The organism is Paenibacillus sp. YAF4_2, assembly GCF_052113225.1.
Lineage (GTDB): Bacteria > Bacillota > Bacilli > Paenibacillales > Paenibacillaceae > Pristimantibacillus.
Genome location: NZ_JBFRCT010000005.1, coordinates 23508 through 50085, shown reverse-complemented (window position 1 = coordinate 50085; position 26578 = coordinate 23508). Strand labels below are relative to the sequence as shown.

Here is a 26578-nt window from a genome sequence, read left to right as displayed (position 1 = left end):
TAGATCGGTATGTTTCTTGAACATTCGGAAGAAGTAGGAAGAATCTAGGGATGCCGCAGCGGCATCCCTGTTTGTTTTCCCAAGCTTAGTCACTCTGAGGACAAGTAAAAGGAATATTTGTCCACTAAATAGAATTACAATAATAAAAAAGGTAATCCAGAAAGAAAGCGGTGTAATGAGCATGGCTGGAATATTTGGCGTGTCTGGTCTATCCTTCTTACTTGTAACCTTTTTCACACCATTACTCATTTGGGGGCTGCGTGTTCTTAAGCTAACGCAACCGATCCGCACGGAGCTGCCTCCTGATCATCAAGCCAAACGAGGCACACCGCTGATGGCTGGCCTGATCCTGCTTATCGGCGTAGCAATGTCGTTACAGTTTCATCCCGCTCCATTAATGACTTTATTGTGCGTTACCTTTCTTCTATTCAGCTCAATTGGTTTTATGGATGATTTCAAGAAGGCAGCATGGCAGGATCCATCTGGTATTTCCGGACGAGCCAAGCTGGTACTGCAATTCGCCTTTACTGTTGTGTTGCTGTTCACCTTGTTCCATTCTTTCTCCCTAACGAGTGATATTACGTTGTTCCACGCGTTTCAACTTCACTTGCCCGTTTACGTGTACATCGTCATCATGCTCCTCTTTGTAGTTGGTTCAGCGAATGCTATTAATTTCACCGATGGTCTGGACGGGCTGTTAATCAACGTTGCGATCCCCACTTATTTTTTCTTCTTCCTGATCTCAGACAAACCTGAAGTACAAACCTTCTCGCTTGTCATGATTGGCTGTCTGCTTGGATTATTTCTCTATAATATTTATCCCGCCAGGGCGTTTATGGGCGATACCGGATCACTTGCCATCGGGGGCTCACTTTCCATTCTAGCCGTAATTGAAAAGGTTGAGATTCTAATCCCAATCTTGTTCTCCGTCTATCTCGCTGAACAATTTTCTGTCATGCTGCAGGTCTGGTACTATAAGCGCACCAAATTGCGCCTTTTCAAAATGGCTCCGATTCATTATCATTTCAGTCTAAAATATGGCTGGAGCGAAAATAAAATCGTCATGGTATTTGGATTCATTTCTTGGGTTTCTGTTCTTATCTGCTGGTTGTTGTGGAAATTCGTGCTATGATCGGAAGCCATATAGCCAAAGAAGGAGGGAGCTGCATCATGCAGCTCCCTCCTTCTATTCGTTACAACTGAAAAGAAAGCGTGCTTCCTGTTCCATACTCAATCGTATCGAACAAGACGCGAGTAACACTTCCTGGTGTACTGCATCCAACCGCGATCAGAAGCGGCACAAAATGCTCAGGCCGTGGTACCGCACGTGCTGCATGTGGCGCCAAAGTCTCGTAATGACTAAGCGCTTCAATGTCTCTCGCCAGTACCTTGTCGATCAGCCAATTTTTAAATTGAAGGACCCATTCAGGAGGCGCTGCCTCTTTGTCACGAGAAAATTCATTGAAGTTATGACTTACAAACCCGCTTCCAATGACAAGAATGCCCTCTTTGTCCAGTCCCTGCAGCGCTTCGCCAATCGCAATTTGTTCTCTAGCCGATAGAAAAGGATTCACCGATACAGGAACAACTGGAATATCGGCTTCAGGGTAAGCGTGCATCAGGATTGGGAATACGCCGTGGTCCAGTCCACGGTATTTCCTTTGAACCGGAATGTTATGCGCACGGAGACGTTCTTCCACGATCGTAGCTACAATAGATGAACCTCTGGCAGGATATTTAACCTGGTAAAAGGACTCCGGGAACCCATAATAGTCATAGACCATTTCGTGGATATCATCGGTTGCCGCAATTGTTGTTACTTCGCTTTCGAAATGCGCGGAGAAGATAACAATAGCCTTGGGCCGGTTTTCTTGTCCGAAACGCCGCAGAAACGTTGTAAAATCAGATTCTTCAAATATGGTAAATGGTGAACCATGTGCTAGAAATACGGGGGAAACCATACCTCATCCTCCTGTCTTATAAGCTTATAATGATGCTCTTAGAAACGGCCAATTACCACAAATACGGCTAATGCGAGCAAAATAATGTTCATGCCAATGCCGCTGTATTCCGCTCTTCTGGCATGGAAAACCGCAGCCATCAGCATGATAACCGCAATCCCAATCGCTGCGATTGGTGTAAGAACAGGTGCAATGTCGGTTGCCCATGGCAGAATTAATCCAAGACCACCAAGCAGCTCCGATACGCCAACAAAAGCAACAAAGCCCTTCGAAGCATCCTTTGCCCATGGCATGGTTGTTTTTACTTTCTCATACTGAAATGATTTCATCATACCAGCCGATATAAACATGAAAGCGAGCAGCCCTTGTACGATCCACAGTGCTATATTCATCTGTTTGCTCTCCTTGATTCTCTATTCGTTATAGCGCTATAATAAGCCCAAGGGTTTGATGGCGGAAGTAGGCACATGAAATAAACCTAGTATCCAAAAAGATACCATAAGCCCTGTCTGGGATTGGAGGAATTAGAATGGCTGATAACTGCAAGGTTGAGACCGCATTAGAGCTATTGGTCGGGAAGTGGAAGCCGGTCATTTTATATCAACTTTTCTCAAATGGTACAATGCGATTCAGCGAGCTTCAAAGGGCGCTGCCGGATATTACGAAAAAAATGCTTACATCCCAATTAAGAGAATTGGAATATCACGATATTGTACATCGGAAAATATATATGCAGATCCCTCCAAAAGTTGAATATTCCATTACGGAGTATGGCAAAAACATGACCCCTCTCCTGCAAGCGATGAATGATTGGGGCGTCGCTCATTTGCAGCATTTGAACGAGCTGTATGGCGATGACCGAGGTACATTACAAACTAAATAACGTAAAAAATCCCCACAAATGTGGGGATTTTTTACGTTATTTAACCGATTTAAGCCACGTTCGCCTTCTGACCGTATGCTACTTTTCTAGCTCTTGGACGATGATGCAGCATGTAATAACCAACTGCACAGATGACCGCTACGAAGCACGCTACAAGGTACATCATCCGGTAATCTGTAAAGGAAGCAATCATCCCCATGAAATACGAGCCTAACCCATAGCCAAGGTCAAACATCAGGAAAAAGGTTCCGTTCGCACTGCCCCGCCGATGCTCAGGAGACAGCTTAATCGCAAGCGTCTGGAAGCATGGCAGCAGCGCGCCATAACCAATCCCCATAATTACTCCCGCGATCAGCACCATTGCTGCCGAATGAGCCTGACTCAGAAGGAACATACCAACCGCAAATAAGCCAATGCCCGGATAATACAAGTAATGCTCCTTATATCGGTCGAACACTTTGCCTATGACAGGCCGGAAAGCAACAATCATGACAGCGAACACCATAAAGAACGTGCCTGTCACTTGTGACTGGTGAATCTCATCGGTGAACGAAGCCATAAAGCTGGATAAAGAACTGTATGCAAAAGAAAGAATAAAACCAACCAGCGAGATCGGCAGTGCCGCCGGTTCAACAAGGTTGCTCCAGCTCCAGCCTTTCTTGGCTGGCTCAGCATCAGGTTCTGCTGCTGGTGTAGCTTGAGTGGCAGCTTCCGCCAAGCTGCTGTCCTTCTCTCGTGGCATTTTTAGTCCGATTGCAGAGACCAAGGACAAAGCAGCAATAATACAGATCGCGATCAGCAGGACGTTAATATTCTTATCTTTCCACAAGAACAGCCCAAGTGCTGGCCCCACAACCATCGCGATGCTCATAAACATCGTGTAGTAGCCCATTCCTTCCCCTTGCCGGGAAGTCGGAACAATCGTTGCAGCAACTGTACTCATGGCCGTAGATGCAATCGCATAGCTCATGCCGTGAATGAACCGGACAACAAGGAACAGAATAATCCCTTTTGTCCCAAAGTAACAAATACAGGCGAGCAGGAAAATAATCATCCCGATTATCGCCATTTTTCGTTTGCCGAAGCGGTCGACCCACTGGCCCGAAAACGGTCGGATCAGCACGCCGCCAATCACATAAATCGTAATGACGAGACCCATCTGCTGCTGGTTACCATTTAGGCTGTCTCGAATATACAACGGAAAAGCCGTCGTTAGAACATAAAAGGTTAGGAACATGAAAAAACTGCTCACACAAATGACGATAAAGTTTCTCGTCCAGATATTTTCTCTAAGCAAGATCAACGCTCTCCAATCCCTATTGTAACTTTCTATATGTTGACTCATTATAAAATCAGAAGCTTATAAAGTATAATACTAATTTTATGATGAAATCATTACATTCAAGTTATATAGGAGAGGAAGGGCACTATGGAATTCCTTCAATTAAAATACTTTCAAACCGTTGCACGGTTAGAACATATTACGCAAGCAGCCAAAGAGCTTAACGTTTCACAGCCGTCGCTCAGCAACTCCATCTCTCGGCTCGAGAAGCGCCTTGGCGTTCCACTCTTCGAGCGGAATGGCAGGCATGTGAAGCTGAATGCTTTTGGCAAAACCTATCTGCGGCGCATCGAACGTGCCTTTCTCGAATTAGAGGAAGGAGAACGGGAAATTATCGATATGGCTGGACTGGAGCATGGCGTCGTTTCGATCTCGATTACGCTGCCTTATGTGCTGCCTACTCTGCTGAAGGAATTTCTGACTGCACATCCCCATGTCCGGATCATTCAGCGGCAGTTGGGCTCAGCCCATGAGATTAGAAGTGAGCTGGAGAATGCCGATATCGATTTCTGCATCACTTCCACTGCTATAACCGGGCCGGATATCGAGTGGCAGACCCTTGCCCAAGAAGAACTATGTCTGACGGTTCCGAAGGGACATCGTTTCGCCTCCAGAGAAAGTATTGCGCTTAGCGAAGCGGCTAATGAGCCGTTTATCGCTTTATCGCAGCGGTCTAACTTCAGGAAAATTACCGATGACTTCTGCCGCAAAGCCGGCTTCGAGCCGCATATTGCATTCGAGCTGGAGGAAGCGAGCTCTGTCCAGACACTTGTCGAGATGGGTCTTGGTCTAACCTTTGCCCTTCCCCTGTCTCTTGGCAAGCGAGCCTCCAATCCGGATACCGTCCAGCTGAAAATAACCGATCCTGTCTGCCAGCGCACCTTCGGCATCGCCTGGAACAAGAAGCATTACCTTTCCCAAGCAGCCCTGCATTTCCGCGAATTCGCTGTCGCGTTTTTCGGGAAGCTGTAGCCGGACAATAAAGACCCCCGATCTCATAGAGATCGAGGGTCTTCATCCTTTATTCAGGCAGAGCTTGTACAGTCAACGAATCGACTTCAGGATCTTCGCTTTGGGCTGCGATTTGCAAGCGAGACATATAATGTGTCCAGCCTTGTACATGCGAGGCAACCTCTTCTTCCGGCAGATCGTAATGGGTTAACACGAGGAGCGTGCCATTATCCTGAGGAGTAAGCTTAAATTCAAGCGTACTTGATCCGGGAGGAACCATCTTCGACTGCTCCCAACCCCATGACATGACGATTTTCTCATTCGGAATAATCTCCTTGTATTCCCCCATCGCAATGTTGCTGCCGTTCAAATCAATCCTGAATTTGCCGCCGATACTCGGATCGAGTAATACTTGGCGTCCCATCCATCGTACTAATTTGGCAGGGTCGATGAAAAAGGAAAATAACGTCTCCGGGCGGCATTCAATAAAAACTTCCTTCCTAATCGTGTTATTGCTGGAGTTCGTGTTCATCATTGTCTCCTCTCTTCCTCTTCGGCTGCTTCCTTAAGGCGCAGCAAGCTGTCATCCCAGAAGCTCTCCAAATATTGCATTAACTCTGCGAAGCCTTCTCTCCTGAGGCCATAATATCTTTTGGTACCGGCACGCCTAACTACGACAAGCCCTGCTTCTTCCAGAACTTTAAGATGCTGCGATATAGCTGGTGCTGAAACGTCAAACTTCGACGCAATGGCGCTGGAGGTCAGCTCCTTGTCACGGACGAGATTCAGAATATCTCTGCGCCTTGGTTCCGTAATGGCTTGAATGGCTTTATCTATCATGATGTTAATTTAGCATATACTTAATTAAGTGTCAACTTAAGTAATAAGCAACCGCCTGAGAGCACGATAGTCGATAGTTACACTGGATTTCGTACAGTAGAAAAGAAGACTGCAGCGTTCGAGGAAAGCTATGTCAAACGAATCTCGAAATTTAGAAAGCCAGCACCCTTTCACCCGGACGAATGCCCATTCTGGAAAGCACAGGTTTGGGAACCAACTGCAGGATTTGGGTTCATTAAGTGAGTCGGTTTAGAGAGAAAGCGAATACATTATCGTATATGCCAATCACGAGGGAAGGGGTGGTCCCAGTGAACATTGCAGTTGCTGTCATTCATGGAATCGGTCAAACCCGTGAGGATTTCTATGTTGATTTGGCGAAAGATCTGCATACGCAAATGGCGGTCGTTAATCCGAACGTAAAGCTGTATATAGAGGGCATTTACTGGGGAGATATTGTGAACCGGCTGGAGAAAAGACTTTGGAGCCGGCTTCAAGGAAACAAGCTTCGTTGGACGAAATGGATTAGACTTCGTTCCTTCTTCGTTAATATAGTAGGCGAGGCCATCGCCTATCAAGCCGTTCCGCGGGATAATGATCCTGCTCCCGATGATTATATCTACGACGAGATTCACGGGCGTTTCGCTGCCTGTCTGCAGCGTCTATCTGATCAAGCAGGACAAGATGCACCGCTATGTATTATCTCTCACTCCTTAGGATCCATCATTGCCAGTAACTTTTTCTATGATCTGCAAAACGATAAGCTGGCACCAAAAGTACTCCCCATTATGGAGGCAAGTAACTCCAAACTTGTGCGGGGCGAAACGCTGACTCATTTTTATACGATGGGCAGTCCCCTCGCGGTGTGGGCCATGCGTTTTGAAGACCTTGGAGTACCCATTACAGTACCCGCTTCTCCGTTCCAGGGAAGTGGTATAGGAGAATGGGTGAACTTCTATGATACCGACGATGTCATTGCTTATCCGATCAAACCATTAAATAATCTATACGAAAAAGTCGTGACCGAAGATATGGAAGTAAAATGTGCGGGCTTATTAAGCTGGACACCATTCTCCCATCGTAAGTATTTCCAGACCAAAACAACACGGGATCGAATTGTGATGGCGCTTAGTGCTATGCAGCATCAAGCGGACGCCTGAATGCAGGGCGTCGTACATAATGAAAAAGCCCGACCTTCTGAAAGGCCGGACTCACTGACATTCACCAATACTAAAGCTTAAACTTGCCTACCGCTGCTTCTAGACCTGTACTTCTCTCCTTAAGCTGATCCGTTGTATATGCAATCCGCTTAGCCGCTTCCAGCTGATGTCTCGACATCTGTTCAAGGGAAGAAGAGCTGTCTGCAGTTGTTCGAGAAATTTGAGCAATCTGCTCTACCGAAGCAGCCACCTCCTCGGATCCAGCCAACACCTCTTCTGCAGCCGCGGAAATCTCCTGAATCTGACTGTTTACGAGTACAAATTGATCCATTGTCCGACTGAATAAAGCTTCCACCCGTCCGGACAACTCCGTTCCCTTCTCCATCTCAATACTTCCTGCCTGCATTCTTTCCCCGATATGGATAGATTCCTGCCCAATCTGCTCAAGCAGCGAGGTGACCTGTGAAGCCGAGATGGACGATGCTTCCGCCAGCTTCCGAACTTCTCCCGCTACAATCGCGAACCCTGCTCCATGCTCGCCTGCCCGGGCTGCTTCTATAGAAGCATTTAGAGCCAGCAGCTTGGTTTGATCGGAAATGCTGGTGATCGACTGCAGTACCGGCTCAATCTGCTGCATGTAGGTATGAAGCGTCTCTACAGATTCAGCCGTTTGCCTCGCAACCGAAGACATGAGTTCAACCTGTTCCCGTAAACCATGAATCGAATCTCTTCCTTGCTCAGCAGATTCCAAGGCTTCATGGGATACGCTGGACACTTGCATGGAAGCTTCCGATACCCGCTGAATAGCCTGCGTGATATCTTCCATGGAGCTTGCACTTTCCTCTGCTCCAAGCCGTTGATGCCTCGCACCATCCGCCATTATAGATACCGACTGCCCAAGCTGCTCATTTAGGGCAACCATCTGAGCCGCCTCCGTGCCAAACTGCTCCGTGGAGTGCACAATGCTTTGGGTCGTGACTGCCATATCGCGAACAACACCCTCCAGCGTTACCCCTAAACGTTCACTCATCTGAATCATTGCTGAATAAGCTTGTCCAATCTCATCCATTGACTTCACTTTGGCTCCGCCAAGATGCTGTTTCGCTTCCGCGAAATTCCCTCGTGCTATCGCTTCAGCGCCTTTTACAATAACGCCAAGTGGTCTCAGTGTCCGTGCCAGGAAGAAGGCAATGAACAGAAAGACGACAAGAGTAAGTACCCCCATGATGATAAAGAGCGGCATGCTATCCTGAATAACTTCTTTATAAATCGTCTTGGACACCGAGACATCCGTATCGATCCCAATCAAGCCAATAACGGCACCGCCAGAATCATGTAAAGGAGCATAAGCCGAAATATAATCGCCGTATTCTTCATTATGTATAATGCCGGACTTTGCTGCCTGTCCTTCTAATAACGCTTCAATCGCATTTTTTGGTATATCCGTCACTTCACCTATAGGGGAAGCGGAATCCGAATCCTTCGGTTGACCGTCGATCAGTAGAATTGGTTCCCCTTTATCATTAATCTGCACGGAATAGACGTACATCGCTCCAATACGCTCACGATATTGATTCATCTGATCCCGAATCGTCCAGTATAGTTCGGATTCCTTCTGATCCTTCAAAAAATCAGCATAAGCGCTTACATCAAACTGACCAGCAAAAGCCTCCGCCATATGAATATTAAAGCTGCCTATCGCCTCTTCACTAGCCTTCTTGGTGTTCTGAACCTGGATGTAGATTAAGGCAGACGATAGGATGATCAGGATGGCCAATATAATAACGGATAACTTTAATACTAACCGACTCCGAAAAACAAACATGATGTCTTTACCCCTTCGACTATTTTTTGAAATGTCTTCCTACAAATTTCCCTAATTTTCCTTTAATTTCGACATGTTCCTTCCAATCTCCTCCATCCGGACAAAAAACAAAACCCTCAACCGGTAAAGGTTGAGGGTTTTAGCTATTATTTCTTAGCAGCAAGGAAAGCGTTCAATTGCTTCTGTTTCTCAGCAATGACTTTATCCAGACCATTTGCTTTCTCTTTCTTCTGGAATTCTGCTGCTTTCGACGGATCAATGGCACCTGTCTCGAGGCCCGCAATATATTTGTTGCGAACGGTAACGAGTGCGGCAACCTGCGTTTTCACCGGTTGAGCGTTAAACGTAAAGCCAAGTGCTGGCGACAGCTTCGCGCCTCTGTTGAAGTTTTTGAAGGCTGCCCATTTGTTTGATGCTTCTGTATTCCATACATAGTTGAGGAATTGGTTGCCGAACATCCAAGTTGCACCTGGATTGTAGTTCGCTGCTTTAGGACCTGGCTTAATAATTTCAGCCGATATTTTCGTGTAATGCTCGCCTTCAATACCGAAGTTCAGCAGGTTGTTCAAATATTTGTCGGAGTGAAGCAAGTTAATGAACATCATTGCACGAGCAGGGTTTTTCGAAGTTGTCGAAATACCTAGCATCGAACCTGCTGTCTCACCCGTTGATACCGTCCGCTCCGTCATATTGATCTGCTTCAGCTTGCCTGCAAGGTTTGCAGCAATAGCAGTCTCTGCATCTTTACCTGGCTTCAGGGAAGCGACAATCATGAAGACGTTGCCTTTCTTCAGTGCGTCCTGTCCGGACAGCTGCGTTGTTGCCGCATCTTTATTAATGTAGCCTTTCTTGAAGAATTCGCGAGTCAGCTTCAACTGATCCATGTACTGCTTGTCGTCGAAGCGTGTAATCACCTTCGTACTTGTGCCGTCTTTGCGGATCAGGCCTTCAATGGTAGTATCACCAAGGAAATCCTGCTGTGCAAAGTAGTGAGAGTTAAAGTTGTCACCATCACGCAGGAACAGCGGTGTCATGTTTGTCTTCGCTTTAACTGTCGCCAGAATGGCCTCCAAATCCTTAACGGTCTTCACCGCATTCAGTTTGGATGTCAGACCAAGCTTATCCGCAATATCTGCCCGGTAGATAACGCCGCCTTGAGCAGCCAGCTCCTTATTAGTAGGAACGCCATAATTATGGCCGTTCACTTTGGAGCCTGCCAGGAAGGCTGGATCAAGTGAGCTTGTAATGTTCTTGCCGTACTGGGCGAGCAGATTACCTGCAGGTCCATTCGGATCGTCAAGGGCAAGGAATACTTTCTTAGCCACATCATTGGCATGGCCATTCCATTGAGCGGTGAAAATAATATCCATCGGTTCGCGGCTGGCTTTGAGCAGGTTCATCTTGCTGTCCCACTGGCCCCAGTCGATTGGAATGAGGTCGATAGATGCATTAATTTTCGTTTTTAAATACGAATTCATTTGCGCTTCAATCTTGGCTTCATCCTTGGCTGGGGAGCCCGGATAATACATTGTCAATTTGTATGGTGCCAGTGTGCTGCTAGAACCTGCAGCATTTGCTACCGGTAAAGCAGTTAGAACAACGCTGCTAGCTAATACGAGAGAGATGCTTTTTCCCAGCTTGCCTTTTCCTTTGAACATGCGGTAGTGCCTCCCTTTATATAGTGAATTGCCATGTATACTCAACCGGCTTCAGCCGGACCGAGTCGAACTTGGATAACCCTCTTCTTCCTTGCTCGATCAGCCCTTAACTGCGCCAACCGTCAAACCTTTTACAAAATAACGCTGGAAGAACGGGTAAGCGAATACGATTGGACCAATGCCTACTACAGCCATAGCCATCGTTACCGTTTCGGTAGGCAACTGATAGTCTGGATTCTGAGCAAGCAGTGCCGAATACGCACTCGAGTTGGCGCTCAGGAAGGTAACATCAAGCAGTGCCTGATACATCCGGAACTGGATCGTGTAGAGCGTATCCTGATTGATGAACAGTAAGCTGAGGAACCAATCATTCCAATAGTTCAGCGTACAGAATAAGCCAACGGTCGCAAGTACAGGCAGCGAGAGCGGAAGGATAATCTGGCCGAATATCCGCCATTCGCCGGCTCCATCAATCTTGGCGGACTCCATAAGAGCCGCTGGTACCGAGTTGGTGAAGAATGTACGCAGAATCAGGACGAAGAAGGGCTGGACAAACAAAGGGATCATTAGCACCCATAAGGTATCCCGCAGATGGAAGCCTTGCGTATACAGCAGATAGAATGGAACCAATCCGCTGTTGAAAAGCAGCGTAAAGAACATAATGAAAGAGAAGATTTTGYGGTGCTTGAAATCCTGCCGCGAAATCGGATACGCATACAAAGACATGGTAAGTACGGCAATCAAAGTGCCCACAATAGTGACGAAGAACGATACCCCATATGACCTTGCAATACTTCCCCAGTCACTAAGCAGAAAATCATAAGCTGACGTACTGAACTTCTCCGGCCAGATCTTATAGCCGTTCAGCAGGACTGCATTCTCGTCCGAGAAGGAGACCGCTACAACAAGAAGAAGAGGAAGTACGCAGATCAAGGTGTAGAACCAGAAGAATCCGTTGATGAACCAATTGGCTGTATTGGAAATTTCATTGACGTTCTTTTTCCGCTTGGATACAGATGTAACCGCTGTCATTATCACTACCCCCTTAGAACAATGCATCGTCTTTACTGATTCGACGAATGACCAGATTGGACACCAGTACCAAGGCGAACCCTACGACTGCTTGATAAAGCCCGGCTGCCGACGACATACCAATGTCTCCACTTACGATAAAACCTTGGTAGACGTACGTGTCGATGACAAGTGTCGTATCGTAGAGGATCCCCGAGTTGCGGGTCACCTGGAAGAACAAGCCGAAATCAGAGTAGAAAATGCGTCCGATCTGCAGGAAGGTTAGAATAATAATAACGGGACGGATGAGCGGAAGAGTAATGCTCCGGATTTGACGCCATTTGGAAGCACCGTCTATCGTTGCCGCCTCATAATACTCGTTATCGATCCCGATAATGGCTGCAAGGAAGATAACGGCGTAATAGCCGATCCCTTTCCATGTATTTACAATGGGCAAAATGTACGGCCACCACTTCGATTCGGTGTACCAGTCAATGGCATCAAGGCCAAACCAAGGAAGCACGACTTTGTTAATAATCCCAATTTCCGGATTGAGGAATGCGTATACGAGATATGAGATAACGACCATCGATAGAAAATAAGGGAGAAACATCGTTGTTTGGTGGAACTTTGCAAGCCGGCGGTTTCTCATCGCATTAAAGAGGAGGGCAAGCGATACGCCGATGACCAAGTTCAGAACGATAAACACGGCATTATAAAACAGCGTGTTACGAGTAATCGTCCAAGCATCCGATGTGCTGAATAAATAGTCGAAGTTTGCCCATCCGACCCATTTGCTGTCCAAGAAGCTTTGGACAAAGCTTGCAGACGTATACTCAATTTGCTTAAAGGCAATTAAAGAGCCGATCATCGGGAGGTAATTGTTCATCAGCAGCACGAGCAGTCCGGGAGCCATCATGATATAGAACACACCATATTTTCGCCAGTATCCAATGTTTTGTTTAGCCCGCACTTTAGGTACTGCCCGCTTCTGAGCGGCCTCCGCAGCTTCCGTTGAAGGAGTCATCCCCGCTACCATCCTCTCGCTTGTTTGTAGCTTTATTGTATAGGGCAAGGGCATTCTCCATCTATCTACTGCGGTGACCGACATAGCACTACGGTGACTTTCAATGTAACTTTACTGCTAGAGAATATTAGTGCAAAATCTGATGCATCTTGCGGTACTCCTGCGGCGTCAGCCCTGACATCTTCTTGAACAGCTTGGCAAAATAGGAAAAATGAATATAGCCGACAGCCTCGGCGATATTGCTCACCTTATCATTTGTTTCTATTAAATAACGTTTTGCCCGCTCAATTCTCATCTCGGTAATGTAATCGGACAAAGAATAGCCGGTCTCCTTACGGAATAATCGCGATAAATAAGCAGGATTACGATACACACAGGCTGCGATCTCATCACGGGTCAATTCCGTGTGCAGATGGTCATGAATATAGGTCTGCACCTTTGTGATAACCGCTGAAGCGTCACGCGGACGTTCCTCCAATGCTTGTCCCATCTTGCCAACCATCTTCAAAGCCCATGCAGCCAGCTGCTGCGAATTACGCGGCACCTGATAATCCTTTAATTCCGCGGCAGTAAATACCTCATAGATCGATAAGCCTTTACGGTAAGCAACGCGGTACAGCATATTGAGAATCCCATATTGGAACAGCTCAAGTGCTTCACGGGTAGCTTGCTCGGCCTGCCATTCCTTCAGCGTTTCGTCGATGAGCATACCAAGCTGTTCCTGGCCGCCGTTATCTAATAGTGAACCCCAGTCTGCAAAGGACGGAATCATAATTCCCGTCCCTGCTGCCCCCGTATCGGCACTTCCTGCCAGCGCATCTTGCACCAGCTGTGTAGCCGATACATTCGAGTGCTCGAGCTGCTGCAGCTTTTCAAGTGATCCGGTCAGCTCATGAATGCCGGAGGCCTCTCCCACATAACAAGATACCCGGCAATGGAAGTAAGCATGGCAGGCTTGTATATATTCATGACATCGTAATAGAAGAATATCGCGGTCAGTAAATTCAGTATCATTCATATAAAGAAGTACCATGTTTAATTCATTGCGGTCCTGCAGCACTGTACCTGGCCAATCGCCCAGGATAATTTCCGCTGCGGACTTCCTAAGCGCATATTCCATAATGCTTTCGTCACGTGTATCCAGCTCAATATCCCACTGCTCAATACTAAGCAAGATAGGAAGCACCTGACTGCCCGAAGCAAGCGGAATCTCATAATTCTCCAGCTCACGGTTCAGTCTCTCCGGAGAAAGCCGGGTACGCCCCGACAGCAGCTCCTGCCAGAACCGCTCCACCAGTATTGGAAGCTGGTTCTGCCACTGTCTGCGGTTATCCTCTACCATCTCTTCGAATTTCTGCCGCTCTCTGCGAAGCCCAATCTCAACGAGGGCACGCTTCACATTCTCCTTTAACGCATCATGATCAACGGGCTTCAGCACATAGTCGAAGCAGCCGTTCTGTAGTGCCTCCTGCGCATAATCAAACCTTGCATGCCCCGTCAGAAAAATAGTTAAGGTCTGAGGCTGGTTATCCCGAAGCCAGCGAAGCAGCTCAAGGCCATTCATTCCTGGCATCTCGATATCGGATATGACGAGGTCGATGGCATGCTCTTTTAGAAGCTTAAGTGCTTGAGGAACATCTTCTGCTTCCAGGACCGAATGAATCGGCAACTCGCTCCAATCAATCCCTTGCGTGATTCCTTTCAGTGCATAAATTTCATCATCCACAACGAGCATATTTACCATAACTATGACTCCCCTTCGTATATAAGTTGATTACTCTCGGTCATCAAAGCTGCTTAAGTGCTGAAGCGGAAGCCTGACTTGTACAATAGCCCCACCTGTTTCTCCATTCAGGAAGGTTATGCTCCCTTCTGAGCCATACAACATACGGAATCGCCTTAGAATATTCCAAATGCCCAGATGTTGTTCTCCGGAACCTTCAAGAGAATCACCGTTATGCAAGCCTTCCAGGAAGGCTGACGGAAATCCGGGTCCATTGTCTGTAATCGTAAGCAGGATGAAGAGATCCGGTTCTTCTTCGTCAAGATCCGATGTGATGTCGATTCGGAATGGTACACCATCCTGTACCTTTTTACTAAATCCGTGAATAACCGAGTTCTCGACAAAAGGCTGCAGCAAAAGCGGAGACAGCTGAACAGGCAAATGTTCGGTCCGCATTTGAATGCCATATTCCAGCTTTGTCACATAGCGGATCTTCTGAATTTCGAGATAATGCTCAATATGCCGGATTTCTTCCTCAAGTGTGATCATTGTGCGGTGTCCTAACATCAAGAACCGGAAATAATCGGCTAGATGCAGGCTCATTTTTTGAACCAACTTATAGTCTTTGAGTGCAGCAAGGTTGTAAATAATATTGAGGCTGTTCATATAAAAGTGAGGATTAATCTGAATTTGTAGATGTTTGTATTCGGCCTTCTGCACGCGAAGCTGTTCTTCATAGACATCAATCTTCAGCTTTTCGATCTGCTCAGCCATCAGGTTAAACGTCCCTGACATAAACGCAAATTCGCTGTTATCAGTGGCTGCCGGCATCCGAACATCAAATTGCCCCCGTCCCAGCTTCCGCATACCCCGCACGAGGGAAACTAACGGCTTGAACATGACTCTCTGCAGGAAAATCAGATAAAGAGATAAGACAGTTACAACAATTAGAGGAATCCAAATGTAGAGCATCTTTTGGAAATAAGGGAGGTTCTTGAGAATATCCTTATCGGGAATAACAATCATGTAATGAATATCTGCGATGGAGGATGGCTGCCTGATGACGAGAAAATGGTTCTTATTCCAGCTGTTGCGGTTCTGCTTCGTCATCTCGACAATATCGCCGTGGACGACTGAAGCTTGTACCACCGGCAGCGGAGAATTGGTCAGCGGATTACCCGCTGGATCTACAACAAAGGCCGCCCCTTCGGGACCAACATCAAACTTGCTGAATTCCTCGTTTAAGCGGTCGACCTGAACAAGCGCCCCAATAAAAATGTCTTGGCCAAGATCAACCGTCTTGATGAGGTAATTCGTATCATTCGGAATCGAGAAGCGCTCCCAGCGCCTGTTCTCTTCGGGCAGATCCTTGGAAGCGAGGTTCGTGGTGTAATTTTGAAGAGCTGACTGCACTTCTGCGAAGTGAAAGCTGTACTGCGTAGCGAAGAACATATCATTGTCTTTGCGGGAATAGACGAAAAAGGTATCGACCTTGTTGTAGTAGCCGGTATCCAGCAGAAACCGCCGCGCCAGCTCCATCTTGGCCATCGTATAATCCGAATCATCCTCGGCTAGTGATAACGTCTGAAGGACTTGAATATTCGGATCACCCTGCATCCGGTATAAATACCGCATCGTTTCAAGCAGAATGGCGTCGTTGTTCTGTACCTGCTGCTCCATCAGGTTATTGTAATGCAGGGAAATCTGTTCACGTACGACATTAGTTGCATACCGTCGAACCGATAAGGCATGTCCATCTTCACTCTTTAATTGCTCCCGAGCTTGTCGTTTAAGGCGAAGATATTCCATGCTGACCTTTATTTCACGATCTCCTTGTGCCTTCGTGCATCGTTCTTTCAATGGGCAGCCTTCACATGAAAAGCTACGATAATGTTGCATCGGGGTCGGTTTTACTGAAACTGTTGCGGCTTCCGAGTGTTTCCTGCTGATTTTCATATTTTTGCAGGCTTGGCCGTACAAGGCGAACGGCTTTCTTTAGCGGTTTGTTCTTTGGCTTTTCTTGAAGCTTGTTTTCAAGCTGCTGAACGTGTAGCGAATGGCATTCGCTTCGATCTTCGGAACTCTGGGCATTGTCTGGCCGCCAGCCACATGAACATGATGTTTTCGCGTATCGCTTTCGCGATTTGGGGAGACGAGTGAATGCGCTGTGTGTAAGCATAAATGATAACCTTCAGAAGCATTTTGGGGTGTTAGCTGTCCCGGCCACCTCCGGGATAAGCTTTGGTGAAGAGATTCAGATCTAAACGATTGACCGCGTCGTTGATGACGCGAACGAGATGATTTTCGGGGATATCTTCTTGCAAGTCCATTGGCAAGGACAGCTGATCCATGGTATATTCTTTGTACATCAAGAAGCCTCTCTTTACTTAGAATGGTTGGGTGGTACCTCCATTTTAACAAGGGTTGGCTTCTTTTTGTTTGAGCATTTCATGAACAGGTTAAAGGCAAGCGGAGCATTTAAATGATTCTGGAAAAGCGTTAGCGGTCGCTTTTGCTCGGGGATTCCAACCTTACCTCGTTGATTCAAGGAATCCCCGAGCAATGGCGATTGGAAGAACATTTAAATGCGCAGACTGCTGTTTAGCCCAGATTAAAGAGGTGTCCCATCGTCATTTTCATGAATTATGGGACACCCCCTTCTAAAATACAATTTAACCGCAGCATTTCTTATACTTTTTCCCGCTTCCGCAAGGGCACGGCTCGTTTCGCCCGATTTTGCCCGAAGCAGCAGGCCGGTTGAAAGGTACAACATTATCGACAGGAGCTTCCCCTGAAGTAATTTGGCGCAATTCAACAGGTGAATACCCGCCATTGGACCACACTCTTGTATGGTTATAAACATTAATGATCAGTTGAATAGTCATCTCCAGCTGATCTCTTGTTTCGAACTCAATGCCACGTCGCTCGAACTCCGCCATAATAACTTCAACGGGCTCTTCCATTGAACAGGCCAGCTGAATGTCATCCATCAAATGGGTAACAAGCTCTTTATCCTTACATACAAACTGCAGGATATATTGCTCTAGACCTGCCAACTGAGGCGTTTGTTCAAAATAGCCAGGGTCAGCGTATTTCAAGAACTCCAACTTAGCCGGAATATAATAAGGCTTGTCCTTCATTCTCTCAAGCAGAGCATCCAACTCTTCTTCATTTTCCGGGTCAAAATAATCACTGATTAGTTTCTCACCATCAAAATGCCAGCTTTGCTCGCGTCTGCTGAGCAGATCCGTAATCTGATCAAACTCATCCTCAGTTAACGACTCTTCATTCTGAGCATTAAAGATGTCCAGGAACTTATCGACAGGACATACCCCATACAGATTCATCGCAGCAAGAATGTATTCATGCACCAGCTGGCAGCGCTCACGTTCTTGAAGGAACGACGATACGACTACTTTTGCATACGTTTTCTTGATTTCCTCGGGGAGGACATAATACAGCTTGTCTTGATCGTAGAACGAGTACAACAGTCCCGCATTCATCAAGAATAGGTAAGTTCCCGGGAACAACGTATCATCCTGCAGGGCTGGAACGGCAAGAAGCTCCTTCACCAGATCCCATTCCTTTGCCGTTGCAATGAGTAAACCCATGCTCATCTCATGAACGTCCAGGATGGACGAATAGAGCGCATCGGCCAGCTCCTGCTTTTTCAGCTTGGAGCGGCCTTTAATCTCATAGTTGCCGGCCAGAAGATTCAACTTCTCTTTCGTAAGAAGCGGCAGAATCTCGGCTAATTTCGTTATAGCCCTGCCTTTTATCGCGTTCTGAACGTTCATCTGTTGCAGTTCTGCTACATAATCCAAAGCTTTACACCATTCCTTTAACGTATAATTTCAGTAAACCCTTTTGCTGTTTCTACCATACACTTACAGCTGACTAATTTCAAATCAGCCTGACAAAAGGGATGCCCTGAAGGCATCCCTTTCGCGTTACACGACCACTCTATTTACTCCTGTACAAATTCAATCCAATCAATCTGCATGCCCGGCTTCACGAAATCAAGCTTCAGCTCGTACAGCCCTTCCGGCAGCTCGACCTTCACAAGCTTCTGACGGATCCAAGCGCTTTCGGTACCGTTCGTTTGTACCGTTGTCATCAGCTCATCGTTAATTAACACATTACATGCGCTTTGTGCCCACGCAAATTCTGTCGACATGAGATGAACGGTAATTCGGTAAACACCACTTTGCTCGACTTTCATAACAACAGGCTCAGAAGCAGTGAATTTCACCTGTACATCTGCCGCTAACGACTGTACGTGCTCGGAAGACAGTGCAGCATTTGGATTAAACCGCTCTGCCTTTTCCTCAGTCACCAGCTCTCTCGAGAATACAGGGGCTTTCATAATGAAATCACAGATGTTCATTGCACTGCGCTGCAGTTCTCCGCGGGTCAACGTACCGTTCTCCAGTGACTCCAGTGTGTTATCTCCCCACACGTTCGACTCCGCGCCGTAGTTCGAGACAACCATGTACAGGTCGTTCTGGGAGCGGACCATCCAGTTCGTAAACTTGCGGTCAGCTGGCCCTCCTTCAACTACATCATTCATCACAGCCCACCAGTCCGTCATAACGATGCCCTTGAAGCCCCACTCACCACGAAGAATCGTCGTGTTCAGATCATAGTTCGACGCTGCCCAATGTCCGTTGACCGGGTTATAGGAAGTCATGATGGAATTCGCTCCGCCCTCTTTAACGGCAATCTCGAATCCTTTCAAATAAATCTCCCGAAGAGCACGTTCCGATACGACGGCATTCACGCGGTGACGGTATTGCTCCTGATTATTGCAGGCAAAATGCTTCAGCGTCGCATTCGAGCCGCCCTTCATAATGCCGCGTGTACAAGCAGCTGCAAACGCACCGGAAATTAGCGGATCCTCGGAGAAATACTCGAAGTTACGTCCGTTCAGCGGACTACGTCGAATGTTGAGACCAGGTCCAAGCAAAGCATCTATATCATTGCTCAGCAATTCTTTGCCTTCCATTATATACAGCTCTTCGATGAGCTCCGTATTCCACGTTGCAGCAAGCAACGTACCAATCGCCACTTGCGTAGCCTTATGGCCGCTGTCCATCCGAATGCCCGACGGACCGTCCGCTGTGCAGGCTACCGGAATACCGTAACCAAGAAGATTGTCGCTTACACCGCCAAAGGCCGAAGCCGTGCCCGGCGTAACTTTTGGACTGCTCATGCCTTCGCCCCGTACAATAGCAGCCAGGTCGTTATCGCTAAACTGCGCAACGAAAGCTGTCATACTCACTTTGCCGTCCGCAACATCCTGCAGCTTATAGCCTTGATCGCCTGTTTGCGTAATTGTCGCAGGCAGATTGCTCTCAATCCGCTCAGCCAGCGAAACCTTGCGAACCGGCACCTCTGTAGAGATCAGCTCATATGTGCCATCTTCCTTCCGTGCCCCTGGCTTCATGCGTGTAAAACCTACCGTTGGTGACATCGCTTCCGTCAGCTGTTCCACAACTTGAAGCGTGTCCAAGATGTATCCGTCTTTCCCTTCAACACCTACTGCTACTACCTGCTTCACACTGTTTCCGACATAGAGACGGTACATACCCGCTTCTAATACATAAGCAGATGGATGTCCTGTTACACCGGCATCATCATATGAAGCCATTGCGCGAACCGGGAAGCTAAGAGTAAGCTGCTCTGATTCGCCAGGCTGAAGCTCTTTCGTTTTCGCGAATGCTGCAAGTGCTTTGGACGGTTTGCCCAGCTCGCCCTGCGGCGCTTCATAATAGACCTGTACCGTTTCTTTGCCTGCATAAATCGAACCTGTATTTGTAACGTTGACGCCGATTTCGAGGTATGGTTGTCCTTCTTTAACCGTCACTCTAGCTTGCTCCGGCTCATTCGTGAATGAGGTATAAGATAGACCATAACCAAATTCAAATTGAACCTTATCCGGCGCGAACGTCTCAAAATAACGATACCCAACATAAATATCTTCTTCATATAGGTTGTTCAGCTCATTGCCATAGTTGCGAGTCGACGGATAATCCTCGATCGAATAGGCAATCGTATCTGTTAGCTTACCGCTTGGCGTCACTTCTCCAGCAAGCACATCGGCAATTGCATTGCCGCCTTCCATCCCGCCCTGCCAGGCATAAATAATAGATGGAATCGATTTCATTTCCGCTTCGTTTAACCAGCTCATATCAATGATGTTGGAGACATTGAGTACAACAACCGTTTGCTCGAAATAGGCTGTTACTGCCTTAAGCATCTCGATTTCTTCATCCGTTAATTGATAGCTGCCGGGCTTAACGGCATTATCCTGATCTTCACCAGCCGTACGTCCAATTACCACGATTGCCTTACTCGACTCACTTCTAGCCTGCGCTACTAATTCAGTGGTTAAAGGCATTTCTTTTTGGTGCCAAGGTTCAGCCGCCCAGCCGCCTCCGCCGTTATCGAATGGATTTTGTTCAATCCACTGTTCATATACAGCTGCCAGCTCTTCATTTACGGTAATCGTTGTCTTGCTTCGCAGACCTTCCAGCAGATTCGTCGTATGAGTGACGTTAACGCTTCCGCCTGATCCTGTACCGCTGCGATAATAGTTGACCTGCGTCCGGCCAAAAACCGCAACATTTTCGCCTGTCTGAATAGGGAGCACTTGGCCGTCATTCTTTAATAGAACAGCACCTTCTGCTGCTACTTTTCTGCTGAATGCAGCAAAACCTTCTAATGGAATGCCATGTGTATTCATATGATTGCTCCTACCTGAGTTTCTATATGCACTATGTATTATCATAACAAATTCTATATCTCGAAAATAGAATAAGCATTTAATTATTTTTGCCCAATATGCAATTGTTATTATCCGTTAATCTTTTTGTAAAAAAACCCCTGAAACTTCCAGCCGGACGTTAATGGTCCCCTAACAATTCGGATCTATACTGAACTTGTGCAGCAGACTAATCTGATCCCAAGAAAGGAAACCAACTTATGGGAATTCATACGTACTTTCAGTCACTGACTGATCTGGAGAGAATCATCCGCTGCCCAGGCAAGTTCAAATTTCAGGAGCATAGCGTTTCGGCGCATTCCTGGAAGGTCGTTCAGTATGCGAAGACCTTAGCGGATATCGAAGAAAAGAATGGCGTCACTGTCGATTGGAAGAAGCTTTACGAAATTACGAGCAGCCATGATTACGGAGAAATTTTTATCGGGGATATCAAAACGCCCGTGAAGCATTATTCCCTGGAGCTCCGCTCGATGCTGCAGCAAGTCGAGGAAGGGATGGTCGCTCATTTTATTGATGACAATATTCCTGAGGAATTCAAATCGATCTTCCGCAGACAGCTGCGTGAAGGCAAAGACAATTCCGTGGAAGGCCAGATCCTTGAGGTAGCTGACAAGCTGGATCAAATATACGAGGCTTTCACTGAACTTCAACTCGGGAATACCGAGAAAGAATTTATCGTCATGTACCGATCCGCTCTTATCAAAATCAAACAAATCCCGCTTCATTGCGTCGATTACTTCCTGGAGCACATTCTCCCCGACCTCGTCAGCGCAGGGGCCAAATCCCCGATCGATATCGAGACCATCACTAAAGAAGCATTAGCCGCGTAAACCCTCTTCGTTCGTTCCTAACCTGCTTTCCTAATCCAAGCACATAGCAAAAAGCCTGCCTCATACGGCTGGCTTTTATTTATATCAAACGACTATTTCCAATATCCTTCATGGGCGGCTACAGCCTCTGCTTCGACCTCTGGGAAAGGTCCTAACACTTCAATCGCTTTTGCCCCTCTATTAAATACTTCTCTGCACGGTAAATCAAGCATCGGGTTCTGATCAGCCTCACCGGTCAGCTCCATTAAACGTTTCTCGGTTATGCTGTACGACAGCGTCTAGATAGACCCCGTATATGTTAATAACTAACCACGCACTACATCTGTATGGATCTACAACAAGACTCGGACGATCTCTCCAGGTCCAACATGAACCCTCCTCCACTCCACATGATTGCATGAACCAAGCGGTATCGCCGCTTCTTCCTCCGTCTCCGCAAGCAGCTTCACTTCAGCCGGGTAAGCGGTTGGATTCGTCACTACCAATGTGGAGGCTGCTCCCTCTTCCAAACGGCATTGCACTTGGTCGATCACCGTGATATCCCCGCTGGTTCTATTCACGTAAATGCCGGGAAGCTGCGCATAGGAAAGCATAAGTGACACTTCGCACCAGCAGGAAAGAGGCAAGACCTCGCCGACAAAAGAATGGCCTTCCCAATCGCTCATATTGACCCGTTCACTCATATAACCAGGCGGCATATCTCGTCCATCCCAGCCTCTAACTGGTCGATCCTCCCGAGACAAATATTGCGGCAGGTTGCCGGTGATTTCCCGTAGCAGCTCTAGATAACGTTTATTTCCGGTAGCCCGAGACAGCTTAAAGAGCGAGTCACCTGACAGCGTACAAATCCCCGGTGCACTATGCTTATTCTGGACATTGGCAATAACCGAGCCTGTCGTGCGCATGCCCAGCCGTTCGAAGGTCGACCCCTTCGGAAAATCGAAATCATAGGAAACGCACCAAGTCATGGCTTGAAGCGCAGCCTCTTCCGCTCTCTCGATCCACTTCTGATCTTCACTTGTCTCGTACAGAACGATATACGATTCGAGTAAAGCAAACGCAGACTCGCTGTCCGGGCACTGCAGGATTTCCCCTGGCCCACCTGTCGTGATCCCTTGAGAAGTGAACTGCTGGTAATATTGTCTGGCTGATTGTTCCGCTACGAACGTATAGCTGTCCTCATTGAAATATTCTCCGCATAGGGCAAGACCTGCTGGCGCAATACCCCCGGCTGCCGAGCCGCCGATGATGATATCCCCTGTTCCCGTATGGACCCATTGGCCAAATTGACCATAGCGATGCCATATTCTTACGAAAGCGTCAGCAAGCCGTCTCGTGCCGTCCAGCCAGTCTGCCGGAATTTCAAAATCCGGCCGTACCTGCTCAAGCGCAAGCAGATGCTTCATAATGAAATACAAGGCATCGGCACTTTTCCGCAAAATATGCCACTGCTCCGGATACCTGCGATCCGGAGCATCATTAAATTCGTCGCCGTACCATTGCCCGTTGTGACAGACGCCATGGAAAAATCCCGCTTCCGTCTGGCTGCTGAACAGGAAACGAAGCGTGTCTAACGCCCTGCTCACTGAGACTTCACTGCCTTCAAGAAGCAAAGCCAAGCTCGACATGCCGCCTCCTACCCAGCCAACCTGCCAATCCTGATGCTTCATATCAACAGTGCCAACCGCGTAATAGCCAAGCTCATTATTCCAGTTCATCGCATTGTACTTCGACTCTTGGATCTGCCATGCAGCGGAGAACGGCAGACTTGGTGCCAAGCTAACTGCAGGCAGTCCTTGCCTGCGTACCGCCGCAAACCGTTCGAATAAATCCTGCACGCTGGAGCAAGGAAAACGGTAGACCCGGCAGTTCAGCTGAACTTTCTCACCAGGCTTGAAATCATGCCCTCTATCGGTGCTTGGCACCTTTGTTGTTGTCATCTCGTATTTCGTGGACGGTCTAACGCCTGGGGATTGGAAAGAAATCCGCACCGAGCTTCGATCCTCATTTTCCACCACATGCATCGAGCTGTCCCCAAGGGCTGTACCTTGCTTGGTTACGAACAGCCACCCCGTTGCTGACCTCTGATCGATAATCCCAATCGCAGGTGTTGCAGCATCTCCCGTCAAGAGATGAATAGCTGAAGGTCCTCCCGCTTCATTCGATAGACGCGGAACATCCGTGATCAGAATGGGAACATCAGGTCCTGCATCATCGATTCGTGACCAGCAGGGCGCATAGGATAATTCACGGACCTCAAATCGATTACCGGCATATACGGCACCAGGTACAAGTACGTAATTTTCCGCGGACCATCCACTTAGATGAAAAGACAACGCCACAGCTGTTTCGTTTGAGAGGCAGTCCGACTGAAATTCGGCATTCAGCATCTGTCCATTCGGATAATCTATTGAACCCTCACTTATCACCGTTACGGACCAGTCCGGGGTTAAAGCTATGTTATCCATTCCCTGTTCAGTCAATGGGACCTCAGCGGACTTAAATACTTCACTCCCTCTATATTTCGTTACACATAGACGTGGTTCCATCTTGAACATACCGCTAGTTCCCCTTCCTCTATAGGCATTGCCGCCACTTTATTGAAGGTTAACTTATCATGCTGCTCGCCGACGGTCTATTGTGAAATAAACGAATCACTGTACAATATCGCGATCACCTATTAAAATAAAAAACCGGCCTCAATCAAGGCCGATTTCCACTATCTACAGCACACCAATAGCAATCAATACCCAGCCAATCATAAAAGATAATCCGCCAAGCGGCGTGATTGGGCCAAGCAGCCGTACTCTTTTCATACTTAATACGTACAAGCTTCCTGAGAACAATAGAATGCCTACGGCTAGAAACCATCCACCCGTCACAATCATTCCGGAATCCGGATAACGGTCCACCAGAAGGCCAACTCCTATTAAACCTAAGGCATGAATGATGTGGTACTGTACGCCGGTCTCATAAACTTTGAGCTTGTCCGGCTCCATCTTGCTTTTGAGCGCATGTGCCCCAAACGCACCAATAGCAACCGCAATGACCATCAAAATACTGCCAAGCACAACAAACGTCTGCATTTTATTCCCTCTTCTCTTGTGATCTACTATTATGCTTACGAAGTATGAATAATCACATATAGCTCAAACAGGACTATATGTGTGATTATTCATTTTAGCATACCATGATCCACAATAATTTCCGATTGCTTTACGGTTAGCACAGGAGTAATGTTGAAGGTTGGAATAGCACCAGGAGGCACCTACATCATGAAATTCATTCAATCCACCGCCGCAGAGTGGAACGGCTGGTCCCGCAACATTCGTTTATTCTTCCTAGCGAACATGTTATACCAATTCGGAACGGGGCTTTTCTCGGTATTATACAACTTATATATCCATGAGCTTGGTTACCCGGATGCCATGAGCGGAACCGTTGTCAGCATGCAGTCACTTGCTACAGCTCTATGTTTTATTCCGATTGGCTTATTTGGCGATCGAGCCAGCCGCAAACGATTACTCGTCATTGGTGCCTTATGCAGCGGAGTTGTACTTATTGGACGCTCTTTTTTCGAGTCAGAGAGCAGCCTTCTTATTACCGCCGTCCTAACCGGCTTATTTGCTACCATCTTTCAAGTACTCGCGATCCCCTTCCTTGCCGCCAATGTCGCGAAGACGGACAGGCTGCGCATATTCAGTATTTACTCTGCCTTTGTCCTTGCTGCCCAAGTGGCCGGAAGCCTTGGCGGAGGTGTCATCTCCGATGTCTTGCAAGCTGCAGGATTAAGTGAAAGGCTTTCGTTCAAGTTTGTGTTGCTTGCGGGCAGTATAGCAGCAATAGCAGCCTTCCTGCCGCTGCAGGCTATGAAGGAAACGAAGCAGCCCGAGAAACCTATCGCAGCAGCAACCACAAACCAATCTACTTCGACAAAAGGGGAATTTAGCTTTATCGCAGCGTTTGCGGCCGTGGAGCTGCTAATTGGAATTGGTTCCGGACTTGTCATTCCTTACTTAAACTTGTATTTCACGAATCGGTTCTCGACTTCGCTAAGCGGAATGAGCTTCCTGCTGGCGCTTGGACAAGTTATGACGATCTTCTCCATGCTGATTGGTCCCAAGCTGGTTAACCGGGTTGGACAGGTGAAGGCGATTGTTATTTTCCAGACCCTGTCGCTCCCGTTCCTGCTTATAACCGGCTTCACAAATATGCTTATCGTGGCCTCAATCAGCTTCCTATTCCGGCAGGCCCTTATGAACGCAGCCAATCCGCTCCTATCCGCCACTCTTATGGACCGGGTCTCTGCCAAGAAACAAAGCTTAGCCAATTCCTGCATGCAGACCGCCTTCATGATGGGATGGGCCACCATGGGTCCAATCCACTCCCATCTCATTACGGCTTATGGCTACTACTGGGGATATGCCATTACGTTCAGCATTACGGGGTTCTTGTATGTAACGGCTTCGATGCTGTTCTTTCTATTGTTTCGAGAGAAAAAGAAGGTTCGAGCATAAGAAAATGAGAATATAGGAATGCAATCACCACATCCGAAATTGGGTGTGGTTTTTTCAATTTATGTTAAA

23 protein-coding genes and 1 pseudogene are annotated in these 26578 nt (G+C 47.4%); 6 read left to right on the top strand and 18 right to left on the bottom strand.

Annotated elements, in window-relative coordinates:
* Positions 1-181 precede the first annotated feature (181 nt).
* A complete protein-coding gene (mraY, locus tag AB4Y93_RS13340; protein ID WP_441892645.1) occupies positions 182-1132 on the top strand; it encodes a phospho-N-acetylmuramoyl-pentapeptide-transferase in 951 nt (316 codons plus the stop codon).
* 61 nt (positions 1133-1193) lie between these two features.
* On the opposite strand, the gene AB4Y93_RS13335 is transcribed toward mraY, so the two are convergent.
* Together AB4Y93_RS13335 and AB4Y93_RS13330 are read right to left on the bottom strand one after the other, a co-directional pair.
* A complete protein-coding gene (locus AB4Y93_RS13335) occupies positions 1194-1961 on the bottom strand; it encodes a DODA-type extradiol aromatic ring-opening family dioxygenase (protein WP_441892643.1) in 768 nt (255 codons plus the stop codon).
* Positions 1962-1999: 38 nt separating this feature from the next.
* Positions 2000-2353: a DoxX family protein gene (locus AB4Y93_RS13330; RefSeq protein WP_441892642.1), complete on the bottom strand. Its 354-nt coding sequence runs from the start codon at positions 2351-2353 to the stop codon at positions 2000-2002.
* A 137-nt stretch (positions 2354-2490) separates the two neighbouring features.
* Here AB4Y93_RS13330 and AB4Y93_RS13325 point away from each other — a divergent pair, with 137 nt between their 5' ends.
* Positions 2491-2844, top strand: a complete 354-nt coding sequence (locus tag AB4Y93_RS13325; protein ID WP_441892640.1) for a winged helix-turn-helix transcriptional regulator — start codon at positions 2491-2493, stop codon at positions 2842-2844.
* A 49-nt stretch (positions 2845-2893) separates the two neighbouring features.
* Here AB4Y93_RS13325 and AB4Y93_RS13320 read toward each other — a convergent pair whose 3' ends face one another.
* Entirely contained in the window at positions 2894-4141 is a 1248-nt protein-coding gene (locus tag AB4Y93_RS13320; protein WP_441892638.1) for an MFS transporter, read from the bottom strand.
* Positions 4142-4273: 132 nt separating this feature from the next.
* Here AB4Y93_RS13320 and AB4Y93_RS13315 point away from each other — a divergent pair, with 132 nt between their 5' ends.
* Entirely contained in the window at positions 4274-5158 is an 885-nt protein-coding gene (locus AB4Y93_RS13315; RefSeq protein WP_441892636.1) for a LysR family transcriptional regulator, read from the top strand.
* 49 nt (positions 5159-5207) lie between these two features.
* Here the strand turns inward: AB4Y93_RS13315 and AB4Y93_RS13310 are convergent, their stop codons facing one another.
* Together AB4Y93_RS13310 and AB4Y93_RS13305 are read right to left on the bottom strand one after the other, a co-directional pair.
* On the bottom strand, positions 5208-5672 hold the full coding sequence (locus AB4Y93_RS13310) for an SRPBCC family protein (RefSeq protein ID WP_441892634.1): 465 nt from the start codon (positions 5670-5672) through the stop codon (positions 5208-5210).
* A complete protein-coding gene (locus tag AB4Y93_RS13305; RefSeq protein WP_441892632.1) occupies positions 5669-5977 on the bottom strand; it encodes an ArsR/SmtB family transcription factor in 309 nt (102 codons plus the stop codon). The genes AB4Y93_RS13310 and AB4Y93_RS13305 overlap by 4 nt, the downstream gene beginning before the upstream one ends.
* Positions 5978-6285: 308 nt before the next feature.
* Between AB4Y93_RS13305 and AB4Y93_RS13300 the strand changes: the two genes are divergently transcribed.
* The gene (locus AB4Y93_RS13300) at positions 6286-7134 is read left to right on the top strand and encodes a chemotaxis protein (protein ID WP_441892630.1); all 849 of its coding nucleotides are present in this window, start codon (positions 6286-6288) and stop codon (positions 7132-7134) included.
* A gap of 70 nt (positions 7135-7204) precedes the next feature.
* On the opposite strand, the gene AB4Y93_RS13295 is transcribed toward AB4Y93_RS13300, so the two are convergent.
* From AB4Y93_RS13295 to AB4Y93_RS13250, 10 genes and pseudogenes are all read right to left on the bottom strand, one after another.
* Positions 7205-8959 (bottom strand): methyl-accepting chemotaxis protein, encoded by a 1755-nt coding sequence (locus tag AB4Y93_RS13295; RefSeq protein ID WP_441892628.1) that lies wholly within the window; start codon positions 8957-8959, stop codon positions 7205-7207.
* Positions 8960-9105: 146 nt separating this feature from the next.
* On the bottom strand, positions 9106-10617 hold the full coding sequence (locus AB4Y93_RS13290) for an ABC transporter substrate-binding protein (RefSeq protein ID WP_441892626.1): 1512 nt from the start codon (positions 10615-10617) through the stop codon (positions 9106-9108).
* 99 nt (positions 10618-10716) lie between these two features.
* Complete coding sequence (locus AB4Y93_RS13285; RefSeq protein WP_441892624.1) at positions 10717-11649, bottom strand: carbohydrate ABC transporter permease; 933 nt, start codon at positions 11647-11649, stop codon at positions 10717-10719.
* A gap of 13 nt (positions 11650-11662) precedes the next feature.
* The gene (locus AB4Y93_RS13280; protein WP_441892622.1) at positions 11663-12655 is read right to left on the bottom strand and encodes an ABC transporter permease; all 993 of its coding nucleotides are present in this window, start codon (positions 12653-12655) and stop codon (positions 11663-11665) included.
* A gap of 127 nt (positions 12656-12782) precedes the next feature.
* Positions 12783-14399 (bottom strand): response regulator transcription factor, encoded by a 1617-nt coding sequence (locus AB4Y93_RS13275; protein ID WP_441892620.1) that lies wholly within the window; start codon positions 14397-14399, stop codon positions 12783-12785.
* A gap of 30 nt (positions 14400-14429) precedes the next feature.
* On the bottom strand, positions 14430-16334 hold the full coding sequence (locus AB4Y93_RS13270) for a histidine kinase (protein ID WP_441892618.1): 1905 nt from the start codon (positions 16332-16334) through the stop codon (positions 14430-14432).
* A 188-nt stretch (positions 16335-16522) separates the two neighbouring features.
* A pseudogene (locus AB4Y93_RS13265) lies at positions 16523-16579 on the bottom strand (hypothetical protein); the annotation flags it as partial.
* A 9-nt stretch (positions 16580-16588) separates the two neighbouring features.
* On the bottom strand, positions 16589-16747 hold the full coding sequence (locus AB4Y93_RS13260; RefSeq protein WP_441892616.1) for a hypothetical protein: 159 nt from the start codon (positions 16745-16747) through the stop codon (positions 16589-16591).
* A 303-nt stretch (positions 16748-17050) separates the two neighbouring features.
* Positions 17051-18175 (bottom strand): YecA family protein, encoded by a 1125-nt coding sequence (locus AB4Y93_RS13255; RefSeq protein WP_441892614.1) that lies wholly within the window; start codon positions 18173-18175, stop codon positions 17051-17053.
* A 170-nt stretch (positions 18176-18345) separates the two neighbouring features.
* On the bottom strand, positions 18346-21123 hold the full coding sequence (locus tag AB4Y93_RS13250) for a glycoside hydrolase family 3 C-terminal domain-containing protein (protein WP_441892612.1): 2778 nt from the start codon (positions 21121-21123) through the stop codon (positions 18346-18348).
* Positions 21124-21362: 239 nt separating this feature from the next.
* Here AB4Y93_RS13250 and AB4Y93_RS13245 point away from each other — a divergent pair, with 239 nt between their 5' ends.
* Entirely contained in the window at positions 21363-21992 is a 630-nt protein-coding gene (locus tag AB4Y93_RS13245; protein WP_441892610.1) for an HD domain-containing protein, read from the top strand.
* Positions 21993-22084: 92 nt separating this feature from the next.
* Here AB4Y93_RS13245 and AB4Y93_RS13240 read toward each other — a convergent pair whose 3' ends face one another.
* The 3 genes from AB4Y93_RS13240 to AB4Y93_RS13230 form a co-directional block, all read right to left on the bottom strand.
* Positions 22085-22237: a hypothetical protein gene (locus AB4Y93_RS13240; RefSeq protein ID WP_441892608.1), complete on the bottom strand. Its 153-nt coding sequence runs from the start codon at positions 22235-22237 to the stop codon at positions 22085-22087.
* Between the two features lie 87 nt (positions 22238-22324).
* On the bottom strand, positions 22325-24550 hold the full coding sequence (locus AB4Y93_RS13235) for a hypothetical protein (RefSeq protein ID WP_441892606.1): 2226 nt from the start codon (positions 24548-24550) through the stop codon (positions 22325-22327).
* Between the two features lie 165 nt (positions 24551-24715).
* Complete coding sequence (locus AB4Y93_RS13230; RefSeq protein WP_441892604.1) at positions 24716-25078, bottom strand: DUF423 domain-containing protein; 363 nt, start codon at positions 25076-25078, stop codon at positions 24716-24718.
* 189 nt (positions 25079-25267) lie between these two features.
* Between AB4Y93_RS13230 and AB4Y93_RS13225 the strand changes: the two genes are divergently transcribed.
* Entirely contained in the window at positions 25268-26509 is a 1242-nt protein-coding gene (locus AB4Y93_RS13225) for an MFS transporter (RefSeq protein ID WP_441892602.1), read from the top strand.
* Positions 26510-26578 lie beyond the last annotated feature (69 nt).

What these genes read in the sequence shown, in the direction of transcription:
- AB4Y93_RS13235 (WP_441892606.1), bottom strand. Translation starts at nt 24,550, where the DNA reads ATGTTCAAGATGGAACCACGTCTATGTGTAACGAAATATAGAGGGAGT.
- AB4Y93_RS13250 (WP_441892612.1), bottom strand. Translation starts at nt 21,123, where the DNA reads ATGAATACACATGGCATTCCATTAGAAGGTTTTGCTGCATTCAGCAGA.
- AB4Y93_RS13240 (WP_441892608.1), bottom strand. Translation starts at nt 22,237, where the DNA reads ATGGAGCTGACCGGTGAGGCTGATCAGAACCCGATGCTTGATTTACCG.
- AB4Y93_RS13245 (WP_441892610.1), top strand. Translation starts at nt 21,363, where the DNA reads ATGGGAATTCATACGTACTTTCAGTCACTGACTGATCTGGAGAGAATC.
- AB4Y93_RS13270 (WP_441892618.1), bottom strand. Translation starts at nt 16,334, where the DNA reads ATGAAAATCAGCAGGAAACACTCGGAAGCCGCAACAGTTTCAGTAAAA.
- AB4Y93_RS13280 (WP_441892622.1), bottom strand. Translation starts at nt 12,655, where the DNA reads ATGACTCCTTCAACGGAAGCTGCGGAGGCCGCTCAGAAGCGGGCAGTA.
- AB4Y93_RS13330 (WP_441892642.1), bottom strand. Translation starts at nt 2,353, where the DNA reads ATGAATATAGCACTGTGGATCGTACAAGGGCTGCTCGCTTTCATGTTT.
- mraY (WP_441892645.1), top strand. Translation starts at nt 182, where the DNA reads ATGGCTGGAATATTTGGCGTGTCTGGTCTATCCTTCTTACTTGTAACC.
- AB4Y93_RS13305 (WP_441892632.1), bottom strand. Translation starts at nt 5,977, where the DNA reads ATGATAGATAAAGCCATTCAAGCCATTACGGAACCAAGGCGCAGAGAT.
- AB4Y93_RS13315 (WP_441892636.1), top strand. Translation starts at nt 4,274, where the DNA reads ATGGAATTCCTTCAATTAAAATACTTTCAAACCGTTGCACGGTTAGAA.
- AB4Y93_RS13275 (WP_441892620.1), bottom strand. Translation starts at nt 14,399, where the DNA reads ATGGTAAATATGCTCGTTGTGGATGATGAAATTTATGCACTGAAAGGA.
- AB4Y93_RS13225 (WP_441892602.1), top strand. Translation starts at nt 25,268, where the DNA reads ATGAAATTCATTCAATCCACCGCCGCAGAGTGGAACGGCTGGTCCCGC.
- AB4Y93_RS13325 (WP_441892640.1), top strand. Translation starts at nt 2,491, where the DNA reads ATGGCTGATAACTGCAAGGTTGAGACCGCATTAGAGCTATTGGTCGGG.
- AB4Y93_RS13335 (WP_441892643.1), bottom strand. Translation starts at nt 1,961, where the DNA reads ATGGTTTCCCCCGTATTTCTAGCACATGGTTCACCATTTACCATATTT.
- AB4Y93_RS13295 (WP_441892628.1), bottom strand. Translation starts at nt 8,959, where the DNA reads ATGTTTGTTTTTCGGAGTCGGTTAGTATTAAAGTTATCCGTTATTATA.
- AB4Y93_RS13260 (WP_441892616.1), bottom strand. Translation starts at nt 16,747, where the DNA reads ATGTACAAAGAATATACCATGGATCAGCTGTCCTTGCCAATGGACTTG.
- AB4Y93_RS13255 (WP_441892614.1), bottom strand. Translation starts at nt 18,175, where the DNA reads ATGAACGTTCAGAACGCGATAAAAGGCAGGGCTATAACGAAATTAGCC.
- AB4Y93_RS13310 (WP_441892634.1), bottom strand. Translation starts at nt 5,672, where the DNA reads ATGATGAACACGAACTCCAGCAATAACACGATTAGGAAGGAAGTTTTT.
- AB4Y93_RS13290 (WP_441892626.1), bottom strand. Translation starts at nt 10,617, where the DNA reads ATGTTCAAAGGAAAAGGCAAGCTGGGAAAAAGCATCTCTCTCGTATTA.
- AB4Y93_RS13230 (WP_441892604.1), bottom strand. Translation starts at nt 25,078, where the DNA reads ATGCAGACGTTTGTTGTGCTTGGCAGTATTTTGATGGTCATTGCGGTT.